Annotated in this window: 18 protein-coding genes and 1 pseudogene; 10 read left to right on the plus strand and 9 right to left on the minus strand. The window is 65.0% G+C overall.

Features of this window, described 5'->3' with window-relative positions; all coding sequences use genetic code 11:
• Window positions 1-72 precede the first annotated feature (72 nt).
• From PanNE5_RS06145 to PanNE5_RS06155, 3 genes are all read left to right on the plus strand, one after another.
• Complete coding sequence (locus PanNE5_RS06145; protein WP_261939419.1) at window positions 73-3,831, plus strand: BTAD domain-containing putative transcriptional regulator; 3,759 nt, start codon at window positions 73-75, stop codon at window positions 3,829-3,831.
• A gap of 109 nt (window positions 3,832-3,940) precedes the next feature.
• Window positions 3,941-4,537, plus strand: coding sequence for a molybdopterin-dependent oxidoreductase (locus tag PanNE5_RS06150; RefSeq protein ID WP_261939420.1), 597 nt, complete (start codon window positions 3,941-3,943; stop codon window positions 4,535-4,537).
• A 63-nt stretch (window positions 4,538-4,600) separates the two neighbouring features.
• Entirely contained in the window at window positions 4,601-5,671 is a 1,071-nt protein-coding gene (locus PanNE5_RS06155) for an agmatine/peptidylarginine deiminase (protein ID WP_083902411.1), read from the plus strand.
• A gap of 216 nt (window positions 5,672-5,887) precedes the next feature.
• Here PanNE5_RS06155 and PanNE5_RS06160 read toward each other — a convergent pair.
• A pseudogene (locus tag PanNE5_RS06160) lies at window positions 5,888-6,730 on the minus strand (FadR/GntR family transcriptional regulator); the annotation flags it as partial.
• Between the two features lie 291 nt (window positions 6,731-7,021).
• Here PanNE5_RS06160 and PanNE5_RS06165 point away from each other — a divergent pair.
• The 7 genes from PanNE5_RS06165 (at window position 7,022) to PanNE5_RS06195 (ending at window position 14,573) form a co-directional block, all read left to right on the plus strand.
• Window positions 7,022-8,227 (plus strand): ABC transporter substrate-binding protein, encoded by a 1,206-nt coding sequence (locus PanNE5_RS06165; RefSeq protein WP_017235693.1) that lies wholly within the window; start codon window positions 7,022-7,024, stop codon window positions 8,225-8,227.
• 152 nt (window positions 8,228-8,379) lie between these two features.
• Window positions 8,380-9,237, plus strand: coding sequence for a branched-chain amino acid ABC transporter permease (locus PanNE5_RS06170; protein WP_017235692.1), 858 nt, complete (start codon window positions 8,380-8,382; stop codon window positions 9,235-9,237).
• Window positions 9,237-10,226, plus strand: coding sequence for a branched-chain amino acid ABC transporter permease (locus PanNE5_RS06175; RefSeq protein ID WP_017235691.1), 990 nt, complete (start codon window positions 9,237-9,239; stop codon window positions 10,224-10,226). Before PanNE5_RS06170 ends, PanNE5_RS06175 begins: the two co-directional genes overlap by 1 nt.
• On the plus strand, window positions 10,223-10,990 hold the full coding sequence (locus PanNE5_RS06180) for an ABC transporter ATP-binding protein (RefSeq protein WP_150562000.1): 768 nt from the start codon (window positions 10,223-10,225) through the stop codon (window positions 10,988-10,990). The genes PanNE5_RS06175 and PanNE5_RS06180 overlap by 4 nt, the downstream gene beginning before the upstream one ends.
• Complete coding sequence (locus PanNE5_RS06185) at window positions 10,987-11,688, plus strand: ABC transporter ATP-binding protein (RefSeq protein ID WP_017235689.1); 702 nt, start codon at window positions 10,987-10,989, stop codon at window positions 11,686-11,688. Before PanNE5_RS06180 ends, PanNE5_RS06185 begins: the two co-directional genes overlap by 4 nt.
• Before the next feature lie 126 nt (window positions 11,689-11,814).
• A complete protein-coding gene (locus tag PanNE5_RS06190; protein WP_017235688.1) occupies window positions 11,815-13,077 on the plus strand; it encodes a Zn-dependent hydrolase in 1,263 nt (420 codons plus the stop codon).
• On the plus strand, window positions 13,074-14,573 hold the full coding sequence (locus PanNE5_RS06195) for a M81 family metallopeptidase (RefSeq protein WP_017235687.1): 1,500 nt from the start codon (window positions 13,074-13,076) through the stop codon (window positions 14,571-14,573). The genes PanNE5_RS06190 and PanNE5_RS06195 overlap by 4 nt, the downstream gene beginning before the upstream one ends.
• Window positions 14,574-14,608: 35 nt before the next feature.
• Here PanNE5_RS06195 and PanNE5_RS06200 read toward each other — a convergent pair whose 3' ends face one another.
• The 8 genes from PanNE5_RS06200 to urtA all read right to left on the minus strand — a co-directional run bounded on the left by PanNE5_RS06200 (window position 14,609) and on the right by urtA (window position 22,364).
• Window positions 14,609-15,637, minus strand: coding sequence for an aliphatic amidase (locus PanNE5_RS06200; RefSeq protein WP_150561996.1), 1,029 nt, complete (start codon window positions 15,635-15,637; stop codon window positions 14,609-14,611).
• A 79-nt stretch (window positions 15,638-15,716) separates the two neighbouring features.
• The gene (locus tag PanNE5_RS06205) at window positions 15,717-16,070 is read right to left on the minus strand and encodes an FmdB family zinc ribbon protein (protein WP_017235685.1); all 354 of its coding nucleotides are present in this window, start codon (window positions 16,068-16,070) and stop codon (window positions 15,717-15,719) included.
• Between the two features lie 52 nt (window positions 16,071-16,122).
• Entirely contained in the window at window positions 16,123-17,361 is a 1,239-nt protein-coding gene (fmdA, locus tag PanNE5_RS06210) for a formamidase (RefSeq protein WP_261939421.1), read from the minus strand.
• Between the two features lie 68 nt (window positions 17,362-17,429).
• Window positions 17,430-18,119 carry an urea ABC transporter ATP-binding subunit UrtE gene (urtE, locus tag PanNE5_RS06215; RefSeq protein WP_017235683.1) on the minus strand — a complete coding sequence of 230 codons (690 nt, stop codon included), beginning with the start codon at window positions 18,117-18,119 and terminating at the stop codon, window positions 17,430-17,432.
• A gap of 14 nt (window positions 18,120-18,133) precedes the next feature.
• Window positions 18,134-18,877 (minus strand): urea ABC transporter ATP-binding protein UrtD, encoded by a 744-nt coding sequence (gene urtD / locus PanNE5_RS06220; RefSeq protein WP_261939422.1) that lies wholly within the window; start codon window positions 18,875-18,877, stop codon window positions 18,134-18,136.
• Window positions 18,874-20,058, minus strand: coding sequence for an urea ABC transporter permease subunit UrtC (gene urtC / locus PanNE5_RS06225; RefSeq protein ID WP_017235682.1), 1,185 nt, complete (start codon window positions 20,056-20,058; stop codon window positions 18,874-18,876). The genes urtD and urtC overlap by 4 nt, the downstream gene beginning before the upstream one ends.
• Before the next feature lie 58 nt (window positions 20,059-20,116).
• Window positions 20,117-21,034 carry an urea ABC transporter permease subunit UrtB gene (urtB, locus tag PanNE5_RS06230; protein ID WP_261939423.1) on the minus strand — a complete coding sequence of 306 codons (918 nt, stop codon included), beginning with the start codon at window positions 21,032-21,034 and terminating at the stop codon, window positions 20,117-20,119.
• A 55-nt stretch (window positions 21,035-21,089) separates the two neighbouring features.
• A complete protein-coding gene (urtA, locus tag PanNE5_RS06235; protein ID WP_017235680.1) occupies window positions 21,090-22,364 on the minus strand; it encodes an urea ABC transporter substrate-binding protein in 1,275 nt (424 codons plus the stop codon).
• Window positions 22,365-22,386: the final 22 nt, after the last annotated feature.

A 22,386-nucleotide genomic window follows, 5' to 3' on the forward strand; every position in this document is an offset into this window, starting at 1 on the left:
TCTTGAATTCGCCGCACCGGTGCCACTCCCCTGGGGTGTGCGCCGGTGTTGCCTATTTGCCGTCCAGGGACAATGCAAGCCACCAGATCGCTCTACCTGCTGGGACCGATGCGGGTCGAACAAGGCAAACAAGCCTGCGCCGTGAAATACACGAAAGCGCGGGGCCTGTTGGCCTACCTCGCCCTGCAACCGGGCTTCCATACGCGCGGCGCACTCGCCGACCTGTTCTGGCCCGATGAAGATGGCCAGGGGGGCCGCGACAAGCTCAAGCGCATGCTCTTCCATCTGCGCGACACCCTCGGCGACGAACTCTTCGAATCCGACCGCCAGGTTGTGCGTCTGCGCCCCGAGACCGGCCTCTGGATCGACGCGCATGTCTTCGCGAGCATGATCGAGCAGGCGAATCGCACGCTCGACGCCGTGACGGGCCTGGATCTGGCCGCACATCTACAACATCTCGCCGACGCCGTCGCGCTCTACCAAGGCCCCTTCCTGCACGGACTGTCGGTACGCGACACCCCCGATCTCGAACAGTGGATCGAGCTCCAACGCGACGAATATCAGCGCCGCCGTGTCTTTGGCGAGCGGCTGCTCGCCGACGGTTACGCCCGTCTGGGCGATCTCGATCAGGCACTCGCGCACGCACGCCAGCTCGTCGCGCTCGCCCCGTTCGACGAATCGGGCTGGCACTGCCTGCTCGCGCTGCTACTGCGTGCCGGACGCCGCGACGAAGCCGAGACCGAATACCGCCGTCTGCGCGACATCCTCGACGAAGAACTCGGTGAGCTGCCCGGCGAGGCGCTCACCCAGTTGCTGGAGACGCCGCCCGCGCGCATGGAACAGCGCGCGACGGGCCCGGAGCGCCGCCAACTGACGGTCGTGGCCATCGAACTCGCGCCGAACGGCATCGACGATCCTGACCAGCTCGTGGGCACGATGCGCCCGCCGCTCGTGCAGTGCGAGACGATCCTGCGCCAGTCGTGGGGCTACACGGTGCGCACGCCGACAGGCGGCCTGCTCGGCTATTTCGGCTATCCCACCGCCCTCGAAGGCGCCGGACGGCATGCCGTCGAAGCCGCCATGCGCTGCGTGCAGGCAAGCTCCGCGCGCGTCGGCATCGGTGTGGGCATTCACACCGGGCTGGTCATCAGCTCGGTGGCGGACGACAGTCCCGACACCGGCGGGCGCGTCTCGCGCTCGGCCACGCAGCTTGCCGACATGGCGCTGCCCGGCGAAGTGTTGATCTGCGACGCCACGCAACGTCTCATTGGCGTGGCCATCCCCACCACGTCACACGGCAGCGTGCGCGAGCGCCACGCCCATCGCGAGATTCCCGTGTTTCGCGTCAATCCCGACCCGACGCCGGAACGCCGTTCGCGCCGTCGCGCGGCGATGCTCTTCGGCCGCGATGCCACCCTGGCGGAACTCACCGCCGCGCACACGGCCATGCGCGACGCGAGCGCCGGACACGGCGTGCTGGCACTCGTGATCGGCGAAGCCGGTATCGGCAAATCGGCGCTGGTGCGGCATTTCGTGGAAACGCGCGGCCTGCGCGCGATCGAACTGGCCTGCGCGCCTGACGGCGCCGGCACGCCCTTCCACCCGATCGCGCGCTGGCTGCGCGCGCGATCCGTCGACGACGCTGCGGAACTCCCACAACCCGCCCTGCTGGCTCATCGCCGCCTGTGCGCCCTGTTTGACCGGCATGCCGACGCCAACGTGCCGCACGCGTGGAAACAGGCGGTACTCGACGAGACGCCCGCCCTGCTCTCCGCCCTGTTGCCCGATGGCGGCGTGCTGGTGCTCGACGATGCCCACTGGGCCGACCCATCCACGCTGGAATGGCTCGCGCTCGTGGCGGAAAATCCGCCGCGCGGCCGCCTGTTGATGGTGTGCGCCCGGCCCGAATTCGAGCAACCGTGGCGTCATCACGTGGGCATGCGCCGGATCGACCTGGCACCGCTCGACGCTGGCGCCGCCGCGTCGATCGTGCGCGCGGCGACCCCGCGCGTGGCCCTGCCCGCCGCCCTGCGCGAGCGCATCGTGCATCTGGCCGAGGGCGTGCCGCTGTTCCTGCAAGAGTTGGCGCGGGCCACGGCGGCCCAACATGGCGCCCGCACCGCCGCCGGCGCCATGCCCATGCCCGCGAGCCTTCAGGAACTGATGATGGCGCGTATCGACGCGGCGGGCAGCGCCAAGCCGGTCGCCCACTTCGCCTCGTGTCTCGGCCCGGCATTTCAGGCCGATCTGCTCGCCGCCGCGAGCGGGCGTTCGATGGCGCTCGTCGAGCGAGCGCTCGACACGCTCGCCGCCTGCGCACTGGTGCAGCGACAGGACAATGGCCGCTACGTCTTCCGCCACGCGCTGCTGCACAAGGCCGCTTACGACGCGCAGCCGCAGGAACGCCGTCAGGACGCGCACCGCCGAATCGCGCTCGCCATGCGCGAGCACGCCGCCGCCGCGCAGACCGAACCCGAAGTGCTCGCCTGGCATTTCCGTCAGGCCGACGAACCGGACGCCGCCATCGAGCACTACCGTCTCGCGGGCGAGTATGCGACCGGGCGCCAGGCGTTCCGCGAAGCGTGTGCGCACTACCAGAGCGCGCTCGACGTGCTGCGTCAGACCGGCACCGGTGCTCAGACCGCACAGCGCGAGCTGCAACTGCGCATGGCGCTCGGCGTGCCGCTCGTCTCGCTGCACGGCTATGGCTCAGAGCCGGCGCGCCACAACTTCGAGACGGCCCTCGCGCTCGCGCAGCCAATGGGCGACGACGTCGCGCTGTTCCCGGTCTTCTGGGGACTGTGGCTCGGCTCGAGCTCCTGGAGCGGCTTCGAGCGCAGCATCGAACTCGCACGCAAGCTCATCCTCATCGCGGAACAGGCCGGTGCCGCACCGTTGCTAGCCCATGCTTACTACGCGCTGGGCAACAGCCTGTGCTGCCACGGCGACTTCGGCGGCGCGGTCACGGCGCTGGAAAGCAGCCTGGCCCACTATCGTCCCGAGCACGCCGACACCGGCCTGGGCGAAGACGCGCGCATCACCGCACTCTCGTTCCTCTCGTGGGCGTACTGGTTCGTCGGACGGCACGACGCGTCGCTCGCGGCCAGCGAAGCGGCGCTGGCGATGGGGCGTCAACAAGGCCGCCGCTATTCCTTTTCGTTCGCCCTGGTGTTTGCCGCGATGCTGCGACGCCTGCGTCGCGAGGTCGCCTCCGCCGAAGCGCTGGCGAGCGAGGCCATCGAAGTCGCGTCGGAGACCGGCGTGGCGCTCTGGGCACTCGCCGGACAGACGATTCGCGGCTGGGCGCTCGCCTCACGCGGCGACGTGAGCGGCCTCGAGCGCATTACCGACAGCGTAGGACGCCTAAGCGAAATCATGGGCGGCGTCGAGGGCATCTTCTTCGGGCTGCTCGTGGAAGCGTGTGCCGGCACGGGCGACATTGCGCTCGGACTGCATGCGGCCGAACGCGGCACCCATGTGACCGCGCGCCGCAGCGACGCCCATTGGCAAGCGGAATTCCTGCGCCAGAAGGGGAGTTTTCTGCGCGCAGGTCATCATCCCGACGACGCCGTGCGCCCGTGGCTCGAGCATGCACTGCAGATCGCGCAGGCGCAGGCGTCGCCAATGCTCACCCTGCGCGCATCCGTCAGTCTGTTGCGCCTGGGCGGAGGCAACGCGCCGGGCGATGCCGAGTACGTGGCCGTGCTGCGTGCAGCGCTCGACGCACTGCAAGGCGGCGAGACCCTCGCCGACGTGCAGGAGGCGCGCGCGGTGATCGCCGACGTTTTCGCGCGCAGGCCCGTCCTGCGCACCGCCCGCTACGGTAGCTGATCGGGCACGGGCAAGCGAATAGCGGCTATCAGGCGCGACGTATGTCCGTGCGGGGCCCGGCCGCTATATTGCGGCGACCGGTGCCCCCACGCCCAACCACCGAACCGACATGTCTCTCGACTCCATGCGCGCGCCCGACGGCGCCTCGCCAGACACTCGCCTCACCGCCAGCGGTGCACCGCCCGCTTCGGTGAGTCCCCTGCCTCCCCTCCCGCTCGCGCACCTCGCACCCGCGGCGCCTCACGCGTTGGTATCGCGGGAAGTGGTCGTCTCCGGCTGCGTCAAGCGTCGTTACTCCTTCGATCTCTGCGCGCTGATGCGCCTGCCGACGCAACTGACCGGGCCGCTCGACGTCGTCTGCCTGTCAGGCAGAATGGTGCGCTGCGCGAGCGAATACAAAGGCGTCAGGCTGAGCGCACTGCTCGACATCGCGCAACTGTGCCTGCCGCACGCACGCGACTTCACGCGAGCCTACGTATTGGCGCAGGGTGCCGACGGCTACACCGTCATGTTCTCGTGGCACGAGCTGTACAACACGCCGGTGGGCATCGGCGCACTCGTGGTCTATGAACGCGACGGACAGCCGCTTGACGATGACGAAGGCGGCATTGGCCTAATCTCGACGAGCGATTTTCGCGTGGCGCTACGCCAGGTACGTGCACTCAAGCGGCTCTCCGTCCATTTGGCCGATTCCCCGCCCCGTTGACGCGCCCCGCGCCGAGCGTGAGCCGCTTACACTGGCGGCACTTTACTCACGGTCACGCGAACGATGACACCCCCTCACCACACACTAGTCGCGACGCACGCGAACGCCGCCGGCCGCTGGCGGATGCCGCCCGAGTGGCATCCGCATGCCGCCTGCTGGATGGCGTGGCCGAGCCACACGGTCATGTCGGGCGCCCGCCGGCATGAGGTCGTCGGCGAGCTGGGACGCATGGCCCACGCGATCGCGCACTTCGAGCCGTTGCATGTGGCGGTCGATCCGCATCATCTCGACGAAGCACGCAGCCTCCTGCCGGCCAGCGCCACACTTCACCCGATGCCCGTCGACGATCACTGGATGCGCGACAACGGCCCGACCTTCGTGCTCGACGACGCCGGGGCACTGCACGCGCTGCGCTGGAACTTCAACGGTTGGGGACAGAAGATCCGGCCGATGCCGGACGCCGATCCGAAGCTCGCGAAACGCGTCTCGCTGGCGCTCGACGTGGCCACGACGTCGATGCCGCTCGTGGCCGAGGGCGGGTCGTGGCATGTGGATGGCGAGGGCACGCTGATCGTGACGCAGACGTCGGTGCTCAATCCGAATCGCAACCCCGGACTGACGCGGCGTGAGGCGGAAGACGTGTTCCGTCATTGGCTGGGCGTGACGCACGTCGTGTGGTTGCCAGGCTCGCGACTCGATACGATCACCGACGGTCACGTCGACGGCATCGCGAGCTTCGTGCGCCCTAGCGTGTTGCTCGCCACCGGGGCCGACGGCAATGACGAATGGGCGCGTGAGGCGAGGGAAAACCTGCGAGCGCTGCGTCTGGCGCGCGATGCCCGCGGGCGGCCCTTCGAGATCGGCCTGCTGCCCTGCATCGACTTCGACGCGCTGCCCGCCGCCGTCGCGGACGATCCCGACTTCGCGCCGGAGTATGTGAATTTCTATTTGCCAAACGGTGGCGTAGTGATGGCGTCATTCGGCGATCCGGCGGCGGACGCGCAGGCGCGCGACATCGTGCAGCAGGCGTTCCCCGACCGACGCATCGCGCAGGTGCCGCTGCGTGGCATTGCGCGGCGCGGTGGCGGGATTCACTGCTGCACGCAACAACAACCGGCGCCGATCTCGCCCTGAGCTGTCGGCGCGCGCAACGCCCCGCGTCCGCCCCGGCCCGCCTTAACTCGACCCCGTACCACGTTTGCGCGCGGGCGCAGTCTTCGTCGCCGCTTCGGCCTTCGTGCCGGGGGTCTTCGGCTTTGCTGACGGCCTCCCGACGGCCTTCGTCGTCGGCTTCTCGGCCGGCTTCACGACAGGCTTCGTCGCGGGCTTCGCTACACGCTTTCCCTCGCCCGCCGGCGCACGCGGCGCGTTCGTCGCGAGTTGCGAGCGCACGCGCTGCTGCATGTCGACGATGTCCGAATCGAGAATGAGACGACCGCGCAGTTTCCCGTTCATCCGCTTGATATAGGTGCGCGCTTCCTGCATGTGAACCTGCATGAGTTCACGCACGCGTTGCGAATCCCCTGCGCGCGCCGCGTCAGTAATCCGACGATGGATATCGACGTTCGCCGTACCGAACTTCTCGTGCTCGCGCCGCGGCGTCTCGTTGCCGAACACAATCAGTTGGCGAATCATCTCGTTGACGAGTTCGCAGGTGAACCGCAGAAAGCTGTTGGGATTGGCCGCCGCGAGAATGTCGTGGAAGTCCATATCGGCCTGACGCTGGCGCAGCAATTCGCGCCGGTCGTGCGACGCTGGACTGCAACACGCCATGTTGTGTTCCAGCGCGTCGAAGTCGGCCTCGGTCAGATGCGGCACCGCACCCGCGGCTAGCTCCGGCTCAAGCAATTGGCGCACCGTGTAAATGTCGTCGATGCTCACTTCCTTGAAGAACAGGTAGTTCTGCATGAGCTGGAAGGTGCGATCGAGCGGCACCTCCACCACCATGCCGCCGCCCGACGGACCGGTGCTCACCTTGATGAGACCCTGCACTTCGAGCGACTTGAGCGCTTCGCGAATGGTGCTCTTCGACACCGCGAACATCTGCTGCAATTCCACTTCGCGCGGCAGACGATCGCCAGGCAGCAGGTTGCCTTCGGTTATCAGGCGCTTGATGGCTTCGGCGACCAGATCGCCACGTTTTTGTTGTTTGATTTCCAACGGCTCTCTCACCGTCTGCGCATCTCGTGCCATAAGGCGCCTCACAAGGGTCCGTTCACGTGGCTTGCCGGCTTGCGAACGTGTTCTACCGGCGGTGCCGGATGAGAATTTTTTCCGATTGACACCCCGAAATATTATACCTACGATCAAATTCATCCTATTTATCATAATAAATATGACGGATAGGGATAAGGCCCCGGACGTTGTCAGCTGTCACGCTCAGGTCGCTGCCGCAGATCGATTCTCGGATCGCCGGCCGGTCGGCGTGCGACGCGCTGCACGTTTGCATCCCATGAACGATTGCTCCCTTCCCTGGAGACCCAATTGAATCGTCGTGAACTGTTGAAGCTCGCCGCTGCGGCGTCTCTGCCTGCCTCCTTGATCTCCGCGCGCGATGTGTTCGCGCAAACCACCGGCGCCATCCAGTTGGCGTGTCCGGTACCGATGTCGGGGCCGTTCGCGGCCAACGGCAAGTTTGCCGATCTGGGCATGAAGCTCGTTGTCGAGCAGTACGGCAAGGTCGTTGGCCGACCGCTCGCCTATACCACCCTCGATACCGAAGGCAAGCCCGCCACGGCCATCCGTCGCGTGCAGGAAATCGCGCAGCAGAAGGGCGCGCGCTTCTTCGCGGGCGGCATTCTGTCGTCCGAAGCGCTCGCCATGGGTAAGGAAGTCGAGAAGGCCGGCGGCATATTCATCACCACGGCCGGCGCCGACGAAATTACGGGCAAGGACTGCAACAGCGCCACGTTCCGCTGGTCGGTGCCGACCTTCGGCGCCATCGAGCAAACGGTGCGCCCGCTCATCGAATCGATGCCCAAGGCCAAGCGCTGGTACACGATTACGCCGCAATACGTGTTCGGCGAAGGCTTGCTCACGGCCGCGAAGAACGTCTTCAAGGAAAAAGGCATCGAGCACGTTGGCAACAGCTACCACTCGCTGTCGGAGAAGGAGTTCTCGGGCTATCTCACCAACGCGGTCGCCGCCAAGCCCGACGTGCTGCTGCTCCTGAACTTCGGCTCGCAATCGTCCGACACGCTGCGTCAGGCCGTGAGCTTCGGCATGAAGAACAACTGCACGATCCTGATGGCGTGGGCCTCTGGCCTGGAGCAGTTCGAGACGCTCGGCGCCGATCTGTGCGACGGGGTCTACTTCGGCGCGCAGTACTGGCACGCGGTGGCCTCGCCGCTGAACCTCGATCTCGTCAAGCGCACGCAGGCACGCTTCAAGCAGAACCCGAACTACAGCCTCGCGGGCTCATATATCTGCACGAAGCTCATGCTCGACGGCATGATCAAGGCCGGCAGCGCCGATCCGAAGGCCGTCATCGCCGCGATGGAAGGCATGAAGTACGACGGGCTCACCGGGCCGGAAGAGATCCGCAAGGGTGACCACCAGGTGCTCAAGAACTATTACCTGCTCAAGGGCAAGGCCAAGTCGAAGATGCGCAACGCCGACGATTTCGCCGACATTGTCAGCGCCGGGAAATCGTTCCTGCCGCTCGACAAGACCGAGTGCAAGCTGGCCTGAGCGGCTAGCGCAGCGCGCCGCCGCTGCGCGAACGCTCACGCCGTGTCGCTCGCGGGGACGCCTGGCCGTCCCCGCAAGTGTCGTCTGTGCCGCGCGGCGAAAGCCGGACGGCGCACGGTGCTCCACGTCCACCCAAGCTCTCCGGGACGCGCATGAACGTCTATATTCTGCAGGTCATCAACGGCGTCGGGATCGGCATGCTGTATTTCCTGCTCGCCGTCGGGTTATCCATCATCTTCGGCCTGCTGCGCTTCGTGAACTTCGCGCACGGGGCCTTCTATGTGCTCGGCGCGTATTGCTGCTACCAGGCGATGCAATGGGGCCTGTCGTTCTGGCTCGCGCTGATCGTCTGCCCGATCGTCGTCGGCGCCCTCGCATGGATCGCCGAGAAACTGCTGCTGTCGCGCATCTACGAGAAAGCGCACGAGTTTCACATCCTCGTCACGGTCGGCCTGGCGCTCGTCGTGCAGGAACTGGTCATCATCGTCTGGGGCCCGCTCGGCGATAACGTGGCCGTGCCCGCGGCGCTCGACGGCGTGGTGATGTGGGGCAGCTTCATCTATCCGAAGTACCGGCTCTTCCTCATCGGCTTCACCGTCGTGTTCGCCGCCGTGCTCTGGTGGCTGCTCGAAGGCACGCGCCTGGGCAGTGCGGTGCGCGCGGGCAGCGAGTCGTCCGAGATGGTGTCGCTGCTCGGCATCAACGTGTTCCGGGTGTTCAGCCTTGCGTTCGCGCTCGGCGCGGGCACTGCCGCGCTGGCTGGGGTATTGGCGGCGCCGGTGCGCGGTGTCGACCCGTTCATGGGGATCGAGGCGCTGGGCATCGCCTTCGTGGTGGTCGTCATCGGTGGCATGGGCAGTTTCGCCGGGGCGCTCGTGGGCGGCCTCGTGATCGGTATCGTGCAAAGCCTGATGAGCACGATCTGGCCGGAAGGCGCACGACTGATGATCTATGTGGCGATGGCAGCGGTGCTGCTCATGCGCCCGCACGGCCTGCTCGGGAGGGGATGATGCTGGTACGTTACCGTTTTTGGCTGCTCGCCGCCGCCGTCACGCTGATCCTGCCGGTCACGCTGTCCTCGGGCACGCTCGCGACTGAAGTGCTCATCTACGCCCTGGCCGCGCTCGGTTGCAATCTGCTGCTAGGCTACACCGGTCTGCTCTCGTTCGGACAGGGCATCTTCTTCGGCCTGGGCAGCTACACGCTGGGTATTCTGCTCACGCGTTGGGCGCTGCCCATGCCGCTCGCCGTGGTCGCATCGATCGTGTTGGGCGCTGCGGTCGCGGCCATCGTCGGCAGCTTCGCGATCCGGCAGAAGGGTACCTACTTCGTGATGCTCACGCTGGCGTGCGCGCAGATGTTCTACTTCGTGGCCTACACCGCGACGGACTGGACGGGCGGCGACAACGGGCTGCTCGACATCCCGCGCCAGTCGCTCGCATTGGGCGGCAAGACGCTGATCCCGCTCGAGACGCCCTGGCAGTACTACACCTTCGTCGCCGTCGTCTTCCTGATCGTCTTCGCGGGGCTGTTGCGCGTGGCCGATTCCGTGTTCGGCCGCACGCTGCTCGCCATTCGCGACAACGAGGCCCGCGCGGCCGCCGTCGGCTATCACGTGAAGACCTTCAAACTCGTGGCCTTCGCCATCTCGGGTGCCGTCACGGCCTTGGCCGGAGCGTTGCACGCGCTCATGACGGGCATCGCACCGCTGTCCAACATCGAGTACCACTCGAGCGAAATGATCCTCGTGATGACGGTGATCGGCGGCACGGGCAATCTCTTCGCGTCAGTGCTGGGCGCGGCGTTCTACGTGCTCGCCGCCGATTGGCTCTCCACGCTCTGGCCGCGCTGGCTGCTGTTGCTCGGCCTGCTGCTCATCGCCGTGAGTCTGTTCATGCATCGCGGACTGTGGGGCGTAGGCGAATCGCTGTGGTGTCGCATCACTGGCAAGCGCGGCGGGCCCAAAGGCAAACTGGATACGCAGGGAGACCCGACATGAGCGACGCTCTCATCGAAGCCGCCGGCATCGTCAAACGCTACGGCAAGTTCACCGCGCTGCACGGCGTCGATCTGCGAGTGGCCCCGCGCACGGTACACTCGGTCATCGGTCCGAACGGCGCGGGCAAAACCACGCTGTTTCACATGCTCACCGGCACGGTGCCCGTCTCCGGCGGGCGCATCCTGTTCGACGGTCACGACGTGACCACCGAAGCCGATTACCGGCGTGTCCAACGCGGCATTGCGCGTTCGTTCCAGGTGACGGCGCTCTTCCAGAATCTGTCTGTACGCGAAAACCTGCGCCTGGCCGCGCTGGGCGTGACGCCGCGCCGTGCGCTCTCGTGCTGGCGCAAGGCCGACGGCCCGCGCGCCTGCGCGTCCGTCGTTGACGACGTGCTCACGCGGCTCGCGCTCACGCGTCATGCCGGCACCGCGGCGGGTGCGCTCTCGCACGGGCAGCAACGCCGTCTCGAGGTGGGCATGGCGCTCGCGGCGCGTCCCAAGGCGATCTTCCTCGACGAGCCGACGTCGGGCATGGGCATCGACGATCTCGACGACATGAAGCAGCTCATTCGCGGCCTGCGCGACGATCACACCGTCGTGCTCATCGAGCACAACATGAACATCGTGATGGACATCTCCGACACGATCACCGTCATGCAGCAAGGGCGCGTACTCGTCGAAGGCAAGCCGGATGCCATTCGCGCCGACGACCGCGTGCGCGCCGCCTATCTCGGCAACATGATTACCGGAGGCCGCGCATGATTCTCGACGTCGCAGGCATTCACAGCTATTACGGCAAGAGTCACATTCTGCAAGGCGTCACGCTGAGCGTGAGCGACGGCGAACTCGTCACGCTGCTCGGTCGCAACGGCGCGGGCAAGTCGACCACGCTCAAGACCATCGCGGGCGTTGTACCGCCCAAGGCGGGCAGCATCTCGTTCCTGGGCAAGCCCGTCGCCGGGCAACCGGCGCACCGAATCGCCGCACGCGGCGTGTGCTTCGTGCCCGAGCATCGCGGCATCTTCAAACTGCTCACCGTCGAGGAGAACCTCAAGCTCGGAGCCCGACGCGATTCGCCGTGGCAGCTTGCCGACATCTATCGCATCTTTCCGCGCTTGCAGGAGCGTCGCAAGAACGGTGGCGCGCAACTCTCTGGCGGCGAGCAGCAGATGCTGGCCATCGGACGCGCGCTGATGAATCACCCGCGCCTGCTCATGCTCGACGAGCCGGTCGAAGGGCTCGCCCCGGTGATCGTCGAGGAGATCGTGGCGCAGTTGAAGCTCATCAAGCAAGCCGGTGTCGCGATTCTGCTCGTCGAACAGAATCTGGAGGTCTGCACGCAGCTCGCCGACCGGCATTACATCGTCGAGCAAGGCGTGATCGTGTACGGCGCGGACAACGCCGCGTTTCTCGCGGACGAGGTCGTCAAGGACCGTTACCTCGGTGTGGGCGTGGCTTGAGCCGCGCGGCCCCAATTTCCCCCGAAGCGCGCCGCCACGCCCCCATGCGACGGGGCGAGCGCGTCACTCTGCCAACGCAGGCGTCAGCGCGACCGTCGCGGCGTCTGCCCTGAAGGACTGATGAACATGGAACGTCTCGATCAACCGGCAGCCGCAGTACGCGTCGACGGCGCGCGCCTGTGGGACAGCCTCATGCAACTCGCGCAAATCGGCGCGACCGAGAAGGGGGGCGTGTGCCGCCTCGCGCTGACCGATCTCGACCGGCAGGGTCGCGATCGGTTTGTCACGTGGGCCGAAGAGATCGGCTGCACGGTGCGTGTCGACGCGATCGGCAACATCTTTGCGCGGCGCGCCGGCCGCAACGACGCGCTGCCGCCCGTCATGACCGGCAGCCACATCGACACCCAGCCGACCGGTGGCAAGTTCGACGGCAACTACGGCGTACTCGCAGGGCTCGAAGTGCTGCGCACGCTCAACGACAACGGCATCGTGACCGAGGCCCCGCTCGAAGTCGCCGTCTGGACCAACGAGGAGGGGTCGCGTTTCGTGCCCGTGATGATGGGGTCCGGTGTTTACGCAGGCGCCTTCACGCTGGATCACGCGCTCGCGCAGAGAGATCGAGAGGGCGTCAGCGTCGCCGACGCGTTGCGCGCCATCGGCTACGCGGGCTCCGCGCCGGCGGTGGGTCAAGCGGGCGCGGTCGGCGCGTACTTTGAAGCGCACATCGAGCAAGGCCCGGTCCTCGAAGCGCATGGGAAGACGATCGGTGTCGTGCAGGGCGCCCTCGGTCAGCGCTGGTACGACGTAACCGTCACGGGCATGGAGGCCCACGCGGGCCCTACGCCCATGGAGCTACGCCGCGACGCGCTGCTCGCCGCCGCGCAGCTGATCCAGGCGGTCAACCGCATCGCCTGCGAGCACGCGCCCCATGCGCGCGGCACCGTGGGCTGGGTCGACAACTATCCGAATTCGCGCAACGTGATTCCGGGCCGCGTGACGCTCTCCGTCGATCTGCGCGCGGCCGACGACGCCACGCTCGACGCGCTCGACGCCAAGCTGCGCGCCGAGTGCGACGCGTTGCGCACGAACGGCATCGACGTCGCCATCGAGCCGGTCGTGTACTTCCCGCCGCAGCCGTTTGCCCCGGCACTGGTCGACGCGATTCGCTCGGGCGCGCAGGCACTCGGGCTGTCGTCGATGGATGCCATCAGCGGTGCGGGGCACGACGCAGTCTATCTGGCGCGCGTCGCGCCGACGGCGATGATCTTCGTGCCGTGCAAGGACGGCATCAGTCACAACGAAATCGAAGATGCCGATCCGGTGCATCTCGAAGCGGGTTGCAACGTGCTGTTGCAAGCGATGTTGCAACGCGCAGGAGGTGCCGCATGAAAGTGATGATCGCGCGGATGAATCACGAGACGAATACATTCTCGCCGGTGCCCACACCGCTCGACGCCTTCGGCCCTCTAGGACCCACGTATGACGAAGCGGCCTATCGCGACAACAAGGGCATGCGTACGGCGATGGCCGCGTTCATCGATCTCGCCGAGGCCGCCGGGGCGCAGATGGTGACCCCCGTCAGCGCTGCCGCCAACCCGAGCGGTCCGGTGGCGGCGAGCGCCTACGACGCCCTGTGCGACCGGATTGTGGCTGCGGCGAGCGGCGTCGATGCGATCCTGCTCGACCTGCATGGGGCGATGGTCGCGGAAAACAGCGACGACGGCGAGGGCGATCTGCTCGAGCGCGTGCGCGCCGCCGCGCCGGATACGCCGATTGCCGTTGCGCTCGACCTGCATGCCAACGTCACGCAAAAGATCGTAGAGAATGCCGATATCGTCGTGGGGTTCAAGACGTATCCTCACATCGACATGTACGAGACAGGCGAGCACGCCGGCCGTCTGCTCTTCGAAAGGCTCGCCGGCAAACGCCGCCCTCGCGTGGTATGGCAACAACCGCCGTTGATGGTGCATACGCTATGCAGCACGAGCCACGGGGGCGCGATGAAGCGCGCGCTCGACGCCGCGCGGCGCGCCGAAGCCGAAGAGGGTATTCCGGCCGTGTCGGTGTTTTCGGGATTTTCGCTCGCGGACATCCCCGCGCCTTGCATCAGTGTGGTCGTGACGGCGGGCGACGGGGAGAGCGGCGTGGCACATGCTCAGGCCGTCGCTGACCGTATCGCCGCGCAGATATGGGAGGCGCGTGACGAGTTCGTCTACCGCAGCGCGCCGCTCGTCGATTCGATTGTCGAAGCGAAGCGTCTGGCCGACGGCGCCGACAAGCCGGTGTTGCTGCTCGATCACAGCGACAACTGCATGTCAGGCGGCACGTGCGACACGATGGACGTGCTCGAAGCGGCGCTCGCGGCCGGGCTCACCGGCATCGGCGTCGGTCCGCTGTGCGATCCGGAAGCGGTCGCGACGTTGATCGCCGCAGGCGAGGGCGCCGAGGTGACGCTGGCCGTCGGCAACAAACGTGCGCTGACGCAATTGGGCATCGTCAAGACACCGCCGGTGCTCACCGGCATCGTGCGCAAGATCGGCGACGGCGAGTATGTCGTGAGCGGTCCGACCTATACGGGGCAACGCTGCTACATGGGCCGCACGGTGCTGTTCGATATCGGGCCGGCGCGCATCGTGGTGACGGAGCGCACGCACGAGCCGTGGGACCACGGCGTGTTCACCTGCGTTGGCCTCGACCCGCGCAACGAGCGCTTCCTGCTGCTCAAGTCCCGCATGTACTGCCGTCCGGTGTTCGTGCCGATCTCCGCCGGGCTGGTCGAATGCGACAGCGACGGCGTGACGAGTTCAAATTACGCGCTGTTCCCGTTCTCGCGCGTGAATCGTCCGGTGTATCCGCTGGATCGGGAGGTGAAGTTCGGCGGATGAGTACACGGTGGCGGGCCTTTACGGCCCGCCACCGCTCAACCTCCCCCACAAGGAATCCCGTCAATCGGGCACTCTTCAGTTCCGGGTGTCGAGCGGGTGATAGCCTCGACTTTGCGCTGCGTGCCTTGCGGGTCGGTGACCCAATCGCGGTAGAACCCGAACGGGCAATCGGCGACGCCGTTCGCGCTTTCGCCGGAATGGATCGTCCCGGTGTATCCGCGGTGAAGCAGCTTATACAGATGGTTTTGCGACTGCATGTTCTTGCGTGCGTCGCGAATCGCGCTCACGGACAGTTCCGCGTATTGCACGCCCATCTCTTCCTCGCCGCATTCACCGAGTGTGCGGCCGTCGAAGCCGACGATCGCCGAGTGGCCGAAGTACGAATACACACCGTCCCAGCCCGTCGCGTTCGCGACAGCCACATACGTGTTGTTCATCCACGCCATCGCCTTCGCCACAAGCACCTGCTGATCCTTGGCCGGATACATATATCCCTGACAACGCACCACCAGCTCCGCGCCGTTCATCGTGCAATCCCGCCAGATCTCCGGATAGTTGCCGTCATCGCAGATGATCAGACTGATCTTCAGCCCCTTCGGTCCCTCCGTCACGTAAGTGCGGTCGCCGGGGTACCAGCCCTCGATCGGTGTCCACGGCATGATCTTGCGATACTTCTGCACGATCTCCCCGCGATTGTCGATCAGCACCAGCGTGTTGTAAGGCACCTTGTTCGGATGATCCTCGTGCCGCTCACCCGTGAGCGAAAACACCCCCCACACATTCGCCTTGCGACATGCCGCCGAAAAAATATCCGTCTCTTCGCCCGGCACCGTCGCTGCGGTGTCGAACATCTCCTGCCGGTCGTACATGATCCCGTGCGTCGAGTACTCGGGAAAGATCACGAGATCCATACCGGGCAACCCCTGCTTCATGCCGACGACCATGTCGGCGATCTTGCGCGCGTTCTCCAATACCTCCGCTTTCGTATGCAAACGCGGCATCTTGTAGTTGACGACCGCAACGCCCACCCCGTCGCGGCTACTCGAAATATCTCCATGTCGCATGAGTCGTTACTCCTTCAAAACTCGCAGTTCCGACGCACGGCCCAGAGGCCCCGGGCCGTAACAAACCCTTCCAAGAGAATCAATGGCTGATCATCCATGGCCGTCCTGCCGGCCGCTTCAGCCCGCCCGTTGCCGTGGACGTCTGCCCACTCGCCCCCGCCAGCGCCACCTTGCCGCCGGCGCAGCAACTGCACCCTGATCGATGACGCGACGACGGCCCGTCGCCCGAATGACGCGGGGCATGTGCCGCCCGCTCGTTCGTGGCGTGCGCCGCACGACTCGCACCTCCCATCAACGCAAGCGATGGCGCCGTCATCACGCGCGTGCCCTCGCCCCCACAATCCGGGCAATGGCACGGCGTGTCGCGATCCGCCATGCGCCGCATGACAGCGAACGGTCCGCACGTCGCACATTCGAAGTCATAAATCGGCATCTCCGCCTCCTGTTGTCCTATGTCGTGAGTGATGCTCGTGACGCACGCCGCGTCAGCCCTTCACCAGATCCGGCGAACACGGCATGTCGACACTGCCCGTCACGTGACGAATCGGTCCGTCGGCATTCGGACGGATGTCGAAGTCGAAGATCTGCGTGGGCAACCACAGCGTCGCACATGCATTCGGAATGTCGACCACGCCACTGATATGCCCCTGCACCGGCGCACAACCGAGCAACGAGTACGCCTGCGCTCCCGAGTAACCGAACTTCTTCAGATACTCGATGGCGTTCAGGCACGCCTGACGATAGGCGACCGTGACATCCAGATAGTGCTGCCCACCCTGCTCGTCGACGGAAATACCCTCGAAGATCAGATAGTCGTTGTACGCCGGCGCAATGGGACTCGGCTGGAACACCGGATTGCGAATGCCGTACTTTTCCATGCCGCCTTTGATCACGTTGACACGCATGTGCACCCACCCCGCCATCTCGATGGCGCCGCAAAACGTGATCTCGCCGTCCCCCTGGCTGAAGTGAAGGTCGCCCACAGACAGCCCTGCGCCATCGACATACACCGGGAAGAAGACCTTCGACCCGCGCGAGAGATCCTTGATGTCGCAGTTCCCACCATGCTCGCGCGGCGGCACCGTGCGCGCGCCTTCGGCGGCCGCCTTGTTGCGCGCGTCGCCCGTCAGCTTGCCCATGTGCGCCGTCGCGGCGAACGGCGGGTTGGCAAGCGGCGGCACGCGGTCCGGCGCCGTCGCGATCAGGCCGACCTCGCGCTCGTTCCATGTCTGAAGCAATGTCGGATCCGGCAGGCAGCCGATCAGTCCCGGGTGAATCAGTCCGGCGAAATTCACGCCCGGAATATGCCGCGAACTCGTGTAAAGCCCGTGGAAATCCCAGATCGACTTCTGCGCATGCGGAAAATGATCGGTCAGAAAGCCACCGCCGTTCGTCTTCGAGAAGAAGCCGTTGAAGCCCCACTGACTGTCCTGCTTCGCACCGATGTCGAGCAGATCGACGACCAGCAAATCGCCGGGCTGCGCACCATGCACGCCCACCGGCCCCGAAAGAAAATGCACGATCGACAGGTCGATATCGCGAACATCGTCGGCGCTGTCATTATTCTTGATGAAGCCACCGGTCCAGTCGTACGTCTCAAGAATGAAGTCGTCGCCGGGATTCACCCAGCACGCCATCGGAATGTCCGGATGCCAACGGTTGTGCACCTGCTCGTTTTCGTACGCGGATTGGTTCAGGTCGACCTTGATGAGAGTTTCGGCCATTGCATTCGCTCCTGGTTTCAAATGCCGGCGCCAGACACCGGCGATCAATGACGCCACGCGGCGTCGGATTACACGGAGAGGTATTCGCGTATGCGCCCGGCATCACCGGCGTCGCGCGTGCTCTGATGAACGAAGCGCCCGCCCTCGATAACGAACAATCGGTCCGCCACGTCCATCGCGAAACTCAGCACCTGCTCGGAAACGACGACGGCGATGTTGCGCGTCGCTCGAATGTGATTGAGCGCCCGGGCAATGTCCTTGATGACGGACGGCTGAATCCCCTCGGTCGGCTCGTCGAGCAGCAGTACCTTGGGATTGGTCGCGAGCGCGCGCGCAATGGCGAGCTGTTGCTGCTGTCCGCCGGAGAGATTGCCGCCCTTGCGGCGGCGCATGTCGAACAGCACGGGAAACAACGCGTAGAGATCGTCGGGAACGGACTGGCTCGCCGCATTCTCGAGCCCGGTCTGGATGTTCTCTTCGACGGTGAGCGATGCAAAGATCTGACGACCCTGCGGAACGTAACCGATTCCCTTGGACACGCGCCGGAAGCTCTCGTCCCTCGATACGTCGACACCGTCCACACGAACGGTGCCGCGATTCGCGGGCAACATACCGATCAACGACTTGAACAACGTTGTTTTTCCCATCCCGTTGCGGCCCATCACCGCAACGCTTTCGCCGCTGGCGACGGAAAAGCCGATGCCGTGCAGCACCTCGCTCTGGCCATAGCTGACGACAAGATCATCGACTTCCAACATGATGTGTCCCCCGATCAGTGTCCGAGATAAACTTCGATCACACGCGGGTCGGATTGCACCTTGGCCATCGGGCCCTCGGCGAGAATCGTTCCCTGGTGCATCACGGTGACCTTGTGCGCGATCCGCTCAACGAAAGCCATGTCGTGCTCGATGACGATCATCGAGCGGTTGCGACAGATTCGATCGAGCAGATCAGCCGTCAGTTCGCGCTCGCGCACGCTCATGCCGGCAATCGGCTCATCCAGCATCAAAAGTTCGGGATCCTGCATAAGAAGCATACCAATTTCCAGCCACTGCTTCTGTCCGTGCGAGAGCAAGCCGGCTTCGAGGTCGAGCGAGGCCGACAGACCGATCTCGTCGGCAACCGATCGGACACGATCCGCAACCTCGCTATCCGTGCGGTAGAAAAGCGCGCCGAACACGCCGCGCCCACGCGGGAACGACACTTCGAGGTTTTGCGCGACGCTCAGGTTTTCGTAGATCGACGGCGTCTGAAACTTGCGGCCTATGCCCCTGTGCACGCGTCTGAACTCGGCCAGTCGCGTGATTTCCTCGTTGCGAAACTTGATGCTGCCCGCCGTCTCCTTCGTCTTGCCGCAGATAAGATCGAGCAGCGTCGTCTTGCCGGCGCCGTTGGGACCGATCACGACGCGCAACTCACCCCGCTCCAGATACAGATTCAGCGAATCGATGGCCTTGAACCCGTCGAACGAAACGCTGAGGTCTTCTATCGCCAGAAGAAAGTCGGTGTTGCTCATACTTTTCGCTCCTTGTCTGTCGCGCTCCCGGCGCCGAGAAAACGGCGAATTCGCGGGCGCACATGCGCCTCGAAAAGCCCCGCCAGACCGTTCGGGAAGGCCATCACCACGCCGATGAACATGGCCGCCATCAGATACAGCCAGAGATTGGGGAAACTCTCGGAGAACCAGCTTTTGCCCAGATTGACGAGAATCGCGCCGTACACCGCGCCGACAAGCGACATACGTCCGCCGACCGCCGCATAGATCACCATCTCGATGGACGGCACGATGCCCACGAACGACGGCGACATGAAACCGACTTGAAGCGTGAACATCGCGCCGCCGATCGCAGCAAGCAACGCGGCGAAGCAGAATGAGAACACCTTGAACATCGAGACGTCATAGCCCGAGAACCGCACGCGGTCTTCCTTGTCTCGCATGGCCAGCAGCAGCGTACCGAGCTTGCCGCGCTGCACCCACCGGCACACCAGCAACGCGACGATCAGCAACGCCGCGTTGACGAAGTAAAGAACGAGCTTCGCGTGGTCCGTGCGAATGTCCCAGCCGAGCAGCGTGCGCAGATCGGTGATGCCGTTCACCCCGCCGGTATATCCCTGTTGGCCGATGATAAGCACCGACAGAATCAGCGCCACGGCCTGCGTGATGATCGCGAAATACACACCGCCGACCCGCCGTTTGAACATTGCGTAACCGATCACGAAGGCAAGCGCCGTCGGCACGACAAGCACCGCGACAATCGAGAACGGCAGAGAGTGAAACGGCTTCCACATATCGGGCAGCGCGGTAAGCTGATTCCAGTCCATGAAGTCCGGAATGCCCGGGGTGGTCTGTGTACTCGTGGCCGCGGCGCTCGACGATTCGAGCTTGAGAAACATGGCCATCGCATAACCGCCAAGCCCGAAGAAGACGCCCTGCCCGAGGCTTAGCACGCCGCCGTAACCCCATGCGATCACCAGTCCGATGGCGACGAATGCGTACGTCAGGTACTTGCCCATGAGGTTCAGGCGAAACGCGTCGAGCGCGAGCGGAAACACGACGACGATGAGCACGGCCAGAATCACGATGCCCGCGTAGCCTGAAGCGTCGAAGCGCGCCAGCGTTGCGCGCCAGCCGACGCTCGGGACGGGAGCCTCGGAGCGGAGGGAGACGCCGCCCGCCGAGGTTTGGATGGGTTCCATGTACATCTCTCCATACAGAGGAATCGGTCGACGACCGGGACACCGGCGCACCGGCGGATCACGCGCGCCGGACTTTCGAGGCGAACAGGCCCTGCGGGCGCAGCATCAGAATGACCACCACGGTGAGGAGCGTCGCCACGCGGGCAATCGAACCGGAAAGGAAAAACTCGCTGATCGACTGCATCTGTGCAATGCCGAAGGCCGAGGCCACCGTACCGAGCAGGCTCGCCGCGCCGCCGAACGTCACCACCAGGAACGAATCGACGATATAGAGCGAGCCGCTGGTCGGCCCTGTCGACCCGATGGCCGTGAACGCCGCACCGGCGACGCCGGCGATGCCGCAGCCGATTGCGAATGTCATCCGGTCGGTGCGGCGGGTATTGATGCCCGCCGCGTTCGCCATCGGCCGGTTGGCGACGGTCGCACGCACACGCAGCCCCCAGCGCGAGCGGTACAGCGCCAACAACAGGCCGCCCGTCATGACGAGCGCAAGCGCCATCACGAACATGCCGCTCACCGGAATGTCGAGACCCGGCGTCGGCTCCCACGACCCCATGAGCCAGTCGGGCAGCACCGGACTGACTTCTTTCGGTCCGAACGTTGAACGGAACACTTGCTGCATACCCAGACTCAGGCCCCAGGTGGCGAGCAACGTGTCGAGCGGACGCCGGTACAGATGTCGGATCAGCGCCCATTCCGCCAGCCATCCCGCCCCAAAGGCGAGCACGAAGGCGGCGACGATGGCGAAGAAGAAATACACCGGCGCGAATATCGGCCAGACGTTCTGGGTGACCCACGAGAACATGTAGACGGTATAGGCGCCGATCGTCATGAATTCGCCGTGCGCCATGTTGATGACGCCCATCTGCCCGAAAATCACGGCCAGTCCGAGCCCCATGAGCAGCAGAACACTGAACAGGCTCAGTCCCGCAAAGCCTTGCATCAGCGTGATATTGAGAATGTCGTTGGCGGACATCTGACGCTCCTCGCGCAACGACCGTCCGGTCGTCGCGCCTGTGCGAGTTGAGGGATTACATGTAGCCCTTCGGGAACGGATCCGGGTGGATCGGCTCCGGCGAACTCGCCACGACCTTGAACTGTCCGTCCGCCTGCCCTTCGCCGATCAGCGATCGGCTCCACAGGTGATGGTTCGGGTCGACCTTCGCGTAGCCCTGGGGTGCGTTGGGCAGTTCAATGCCCGCTGAGGCAGCGACGACCTTGTTCACGTCGAAGCTGCCCGCGCGCTCACACGCGGTCTTCCAGATCCAGGGGCCGAGGTAGGCCGCCTGTGTCACGTCGCCGATCACCGATTTCGCACCGTAGCGCGCCTTGAATGCGGCGACGAACTTTTTGTTGTTGTCGTTATCCAGCGATTGGAAGTACTTCATCGACGAGTAGAAGCCCGCGAAGTTTTCGCCCCCAATGCCCAGCACTTCGTCTTCCGTGACGGAAAGGGTCAGCAGGAATTGCTTCTGGGGTGTGATGCCCGCTGCCCTGAGTTGCTTGTAGAACGCCACGTTCGAGCCGCCCACCACCGTCGCGAAAATGCAGTCAGGACGCGCGAGCTTGATCTTGTTCATCAGCGAATTGAACTCGGTCGTGCCGAGCGGGTAATACTCTTCGCCGACCACCTTCGCGTGCAGATGCTGCTCGATATGACGGCGCGCGATCTTGTTCGACGTGCGCGGCCAGATGTAGTCGGAACCGATCAGGAAGAACGACTTGGCCTTCTTCGTGTTCGACGCCCAGTCGAGCGCCCAGAGAATCTGCTGCGTGGCTTCCTGACCGGTGTAGAAGACGTTCTTCGACTGCTCCAGACCTTCATAGAACGTCGGGTAGTACAGCAAGCCGTTGTCCTTCTCGAACACCGGCAGCACCGCCTTGCGCGAGGCCGACGTCCAGCAACCGAAAACGGCCGCGACGTGGTCGCTCTCGAGCAGCTTCTTGGATTTCTCGGCAAAAGTCGGCCAGTCGGACGCACCGTCTTCCTGAATGATGTTGATCTTACGTCCGAGTACGCCGCCCATCGCATTGATCTGCTCGATGGCAAGACGCTCTGCCTGAATCGAGCCCGTCTCGGAAATGGCCATCGTGCCGGTTGCCGAGTGCAACTGGCCGACCGTGACCGTGGTGTCGGTCACGGCGAGACCGGTGGTGTTCACCTTGGCCGTAGGCGGCACCTGTGCGAACGACGTTCGCGGCAGGCCCAGCGCCATGAGCGGGGCCGCGGCAAGGCCGCCGAGCAGCCGCCTGCGCAGCGGCGAAGCCATGCGCTCGTCATCTTCGAATCGATCGTCTGCGGACATCACGTTCTCCTGATCATAGGCC

The organism is Pandoraea sp. NE5 (assembly GCF_024363545.1).
In the GTDB taxonomy this organism is placed as follows: Bacteria; Pseudomonadota; Gammaproteobacteria; order Burkholderiales; family Burkholderiaceae; genus Pandoraea; species Pandoraea cepalis.

Excerpts from the sequence above, each read along its gene's own strand:
- urtE (WP_017235683.1), bottom strand. The coding sequence starts at position 18,119 with ATGTTGGAAGTCGATGATCTTGTCGTCAGCTATGGCCAGAGCGAGGTG.
- PanNE5_RS06170 (WP_017235692.1), top strand. The coding sequence starts at position 8,380 with ATGAACGTCTATATTCTGCAGGTCATCAACGGCGTCGGGATCGGCATG.
- PanNE5_RS06205 (WP_017235685.1), bottom strand. The coding sequence starts at position 16,070 with ATGCCGATTTATGACTTCGAATGTGCGACGTGCGGACCGTTCGCTGTC.
- PanNE5_RS06180 (WP_150562000.1), top strand. The coding sequence starts at position 10,223 with ATGAGCGACGCTCTCATCGAAGCCGCCGGCATCGTCAAACGCTACGGC.
- fmdA (WP_261939421.1), bottom strand. The coding sequence starts at position 17,361 with ATGGCCGAAACTCTCATCAAGGTCGACCTGAACCAATCCGCGTACGAA.
- PanNE5_RS06150 (WP_261939420.1), top strand. The coding sequence starts at position 3,941 with ATGTCTCTCGACTCCATGCGCGCGCCCGACGGCGCCTCGCCAGACACT.
- PanNE5_RS06190 (WP_017235688.1), top strand. The coding sequence starts at position 11,815 with ATGGAACGTCTCGATCAACCGGCAGCCGCAGTACGCGTCGACGGCGCG.
- urtC (WP_017235682.1), bottom strand. The coding sequence starts at position 20,058 with ATGGAACCCATCCAAACCTCGGCGGGCGGCGTCTCCCTCCGCTCCGAG.
- PanNE5_RS06175 (WP_017235691.1), top strand. The coding sequence starts at position 9,237 with ATGCTGGTACGTTACCGTTTTTGGCTGCTCGCCGCCGCCGTCACGCTG.
- PanNE5_RS06200 (WP_150561996.1), bottom strand. The coding sequence starts at position 15,637 with ATGCGACATGGAGATATTTCGAGTAGCCGCGACGGGGTGGGCGTTGCG.
- PanNE5_RS06145 (WP_261939419.1), top strand. The coding sequence starts at position 73 with ATGCAAGCCACCAGATCGCTCTACCTGCTGGGACCGATGCGGGTCGAA.
- urtB (WP_261939423.1), bottom strand. The coding sequence starts at position 21,034 with ATGTCCGCCAACGACATTCTCAATATCACGCTGATGCAAGGCTTTGCG.
- urtA (WP_017235680.1), bottom strand. The coding sequence starts at position 22,364 with ATGTCCGCAGACGATCGATTCGAAGATGACGAGCGCATGGCTTCGCCG.
- PanNE5_RS06155 (WP_083902411.1), top strand. The coding sequence starts at position 4,601 with ATGACACCCCCTCACCACACACTAGTCGCGACGCACGCGAACGCCGCC.
- PanNE5_RS06195 (WP_017235687.1), top strand. The coding sequence starts at position 13,074 with ATGAAAGTGATGATCGCGCGGATGAATCACGAGACGAATACATTCTCG.
- urtD (WP_261939422.1), bottom strand. The coding sequence starts at position 18,877 with ATGAGCAACACCGACTTTCTTCTGGCGATAGAAGACCTCAGCGTTTCG.
- PanNE5_RS06185 (WP_017235689.1), top strand. The coding sequence starts at position 10,987 with ATGATTCTCGACGTCGCAGGCATTCACAGCTATTACGGCAAGAGTCAC.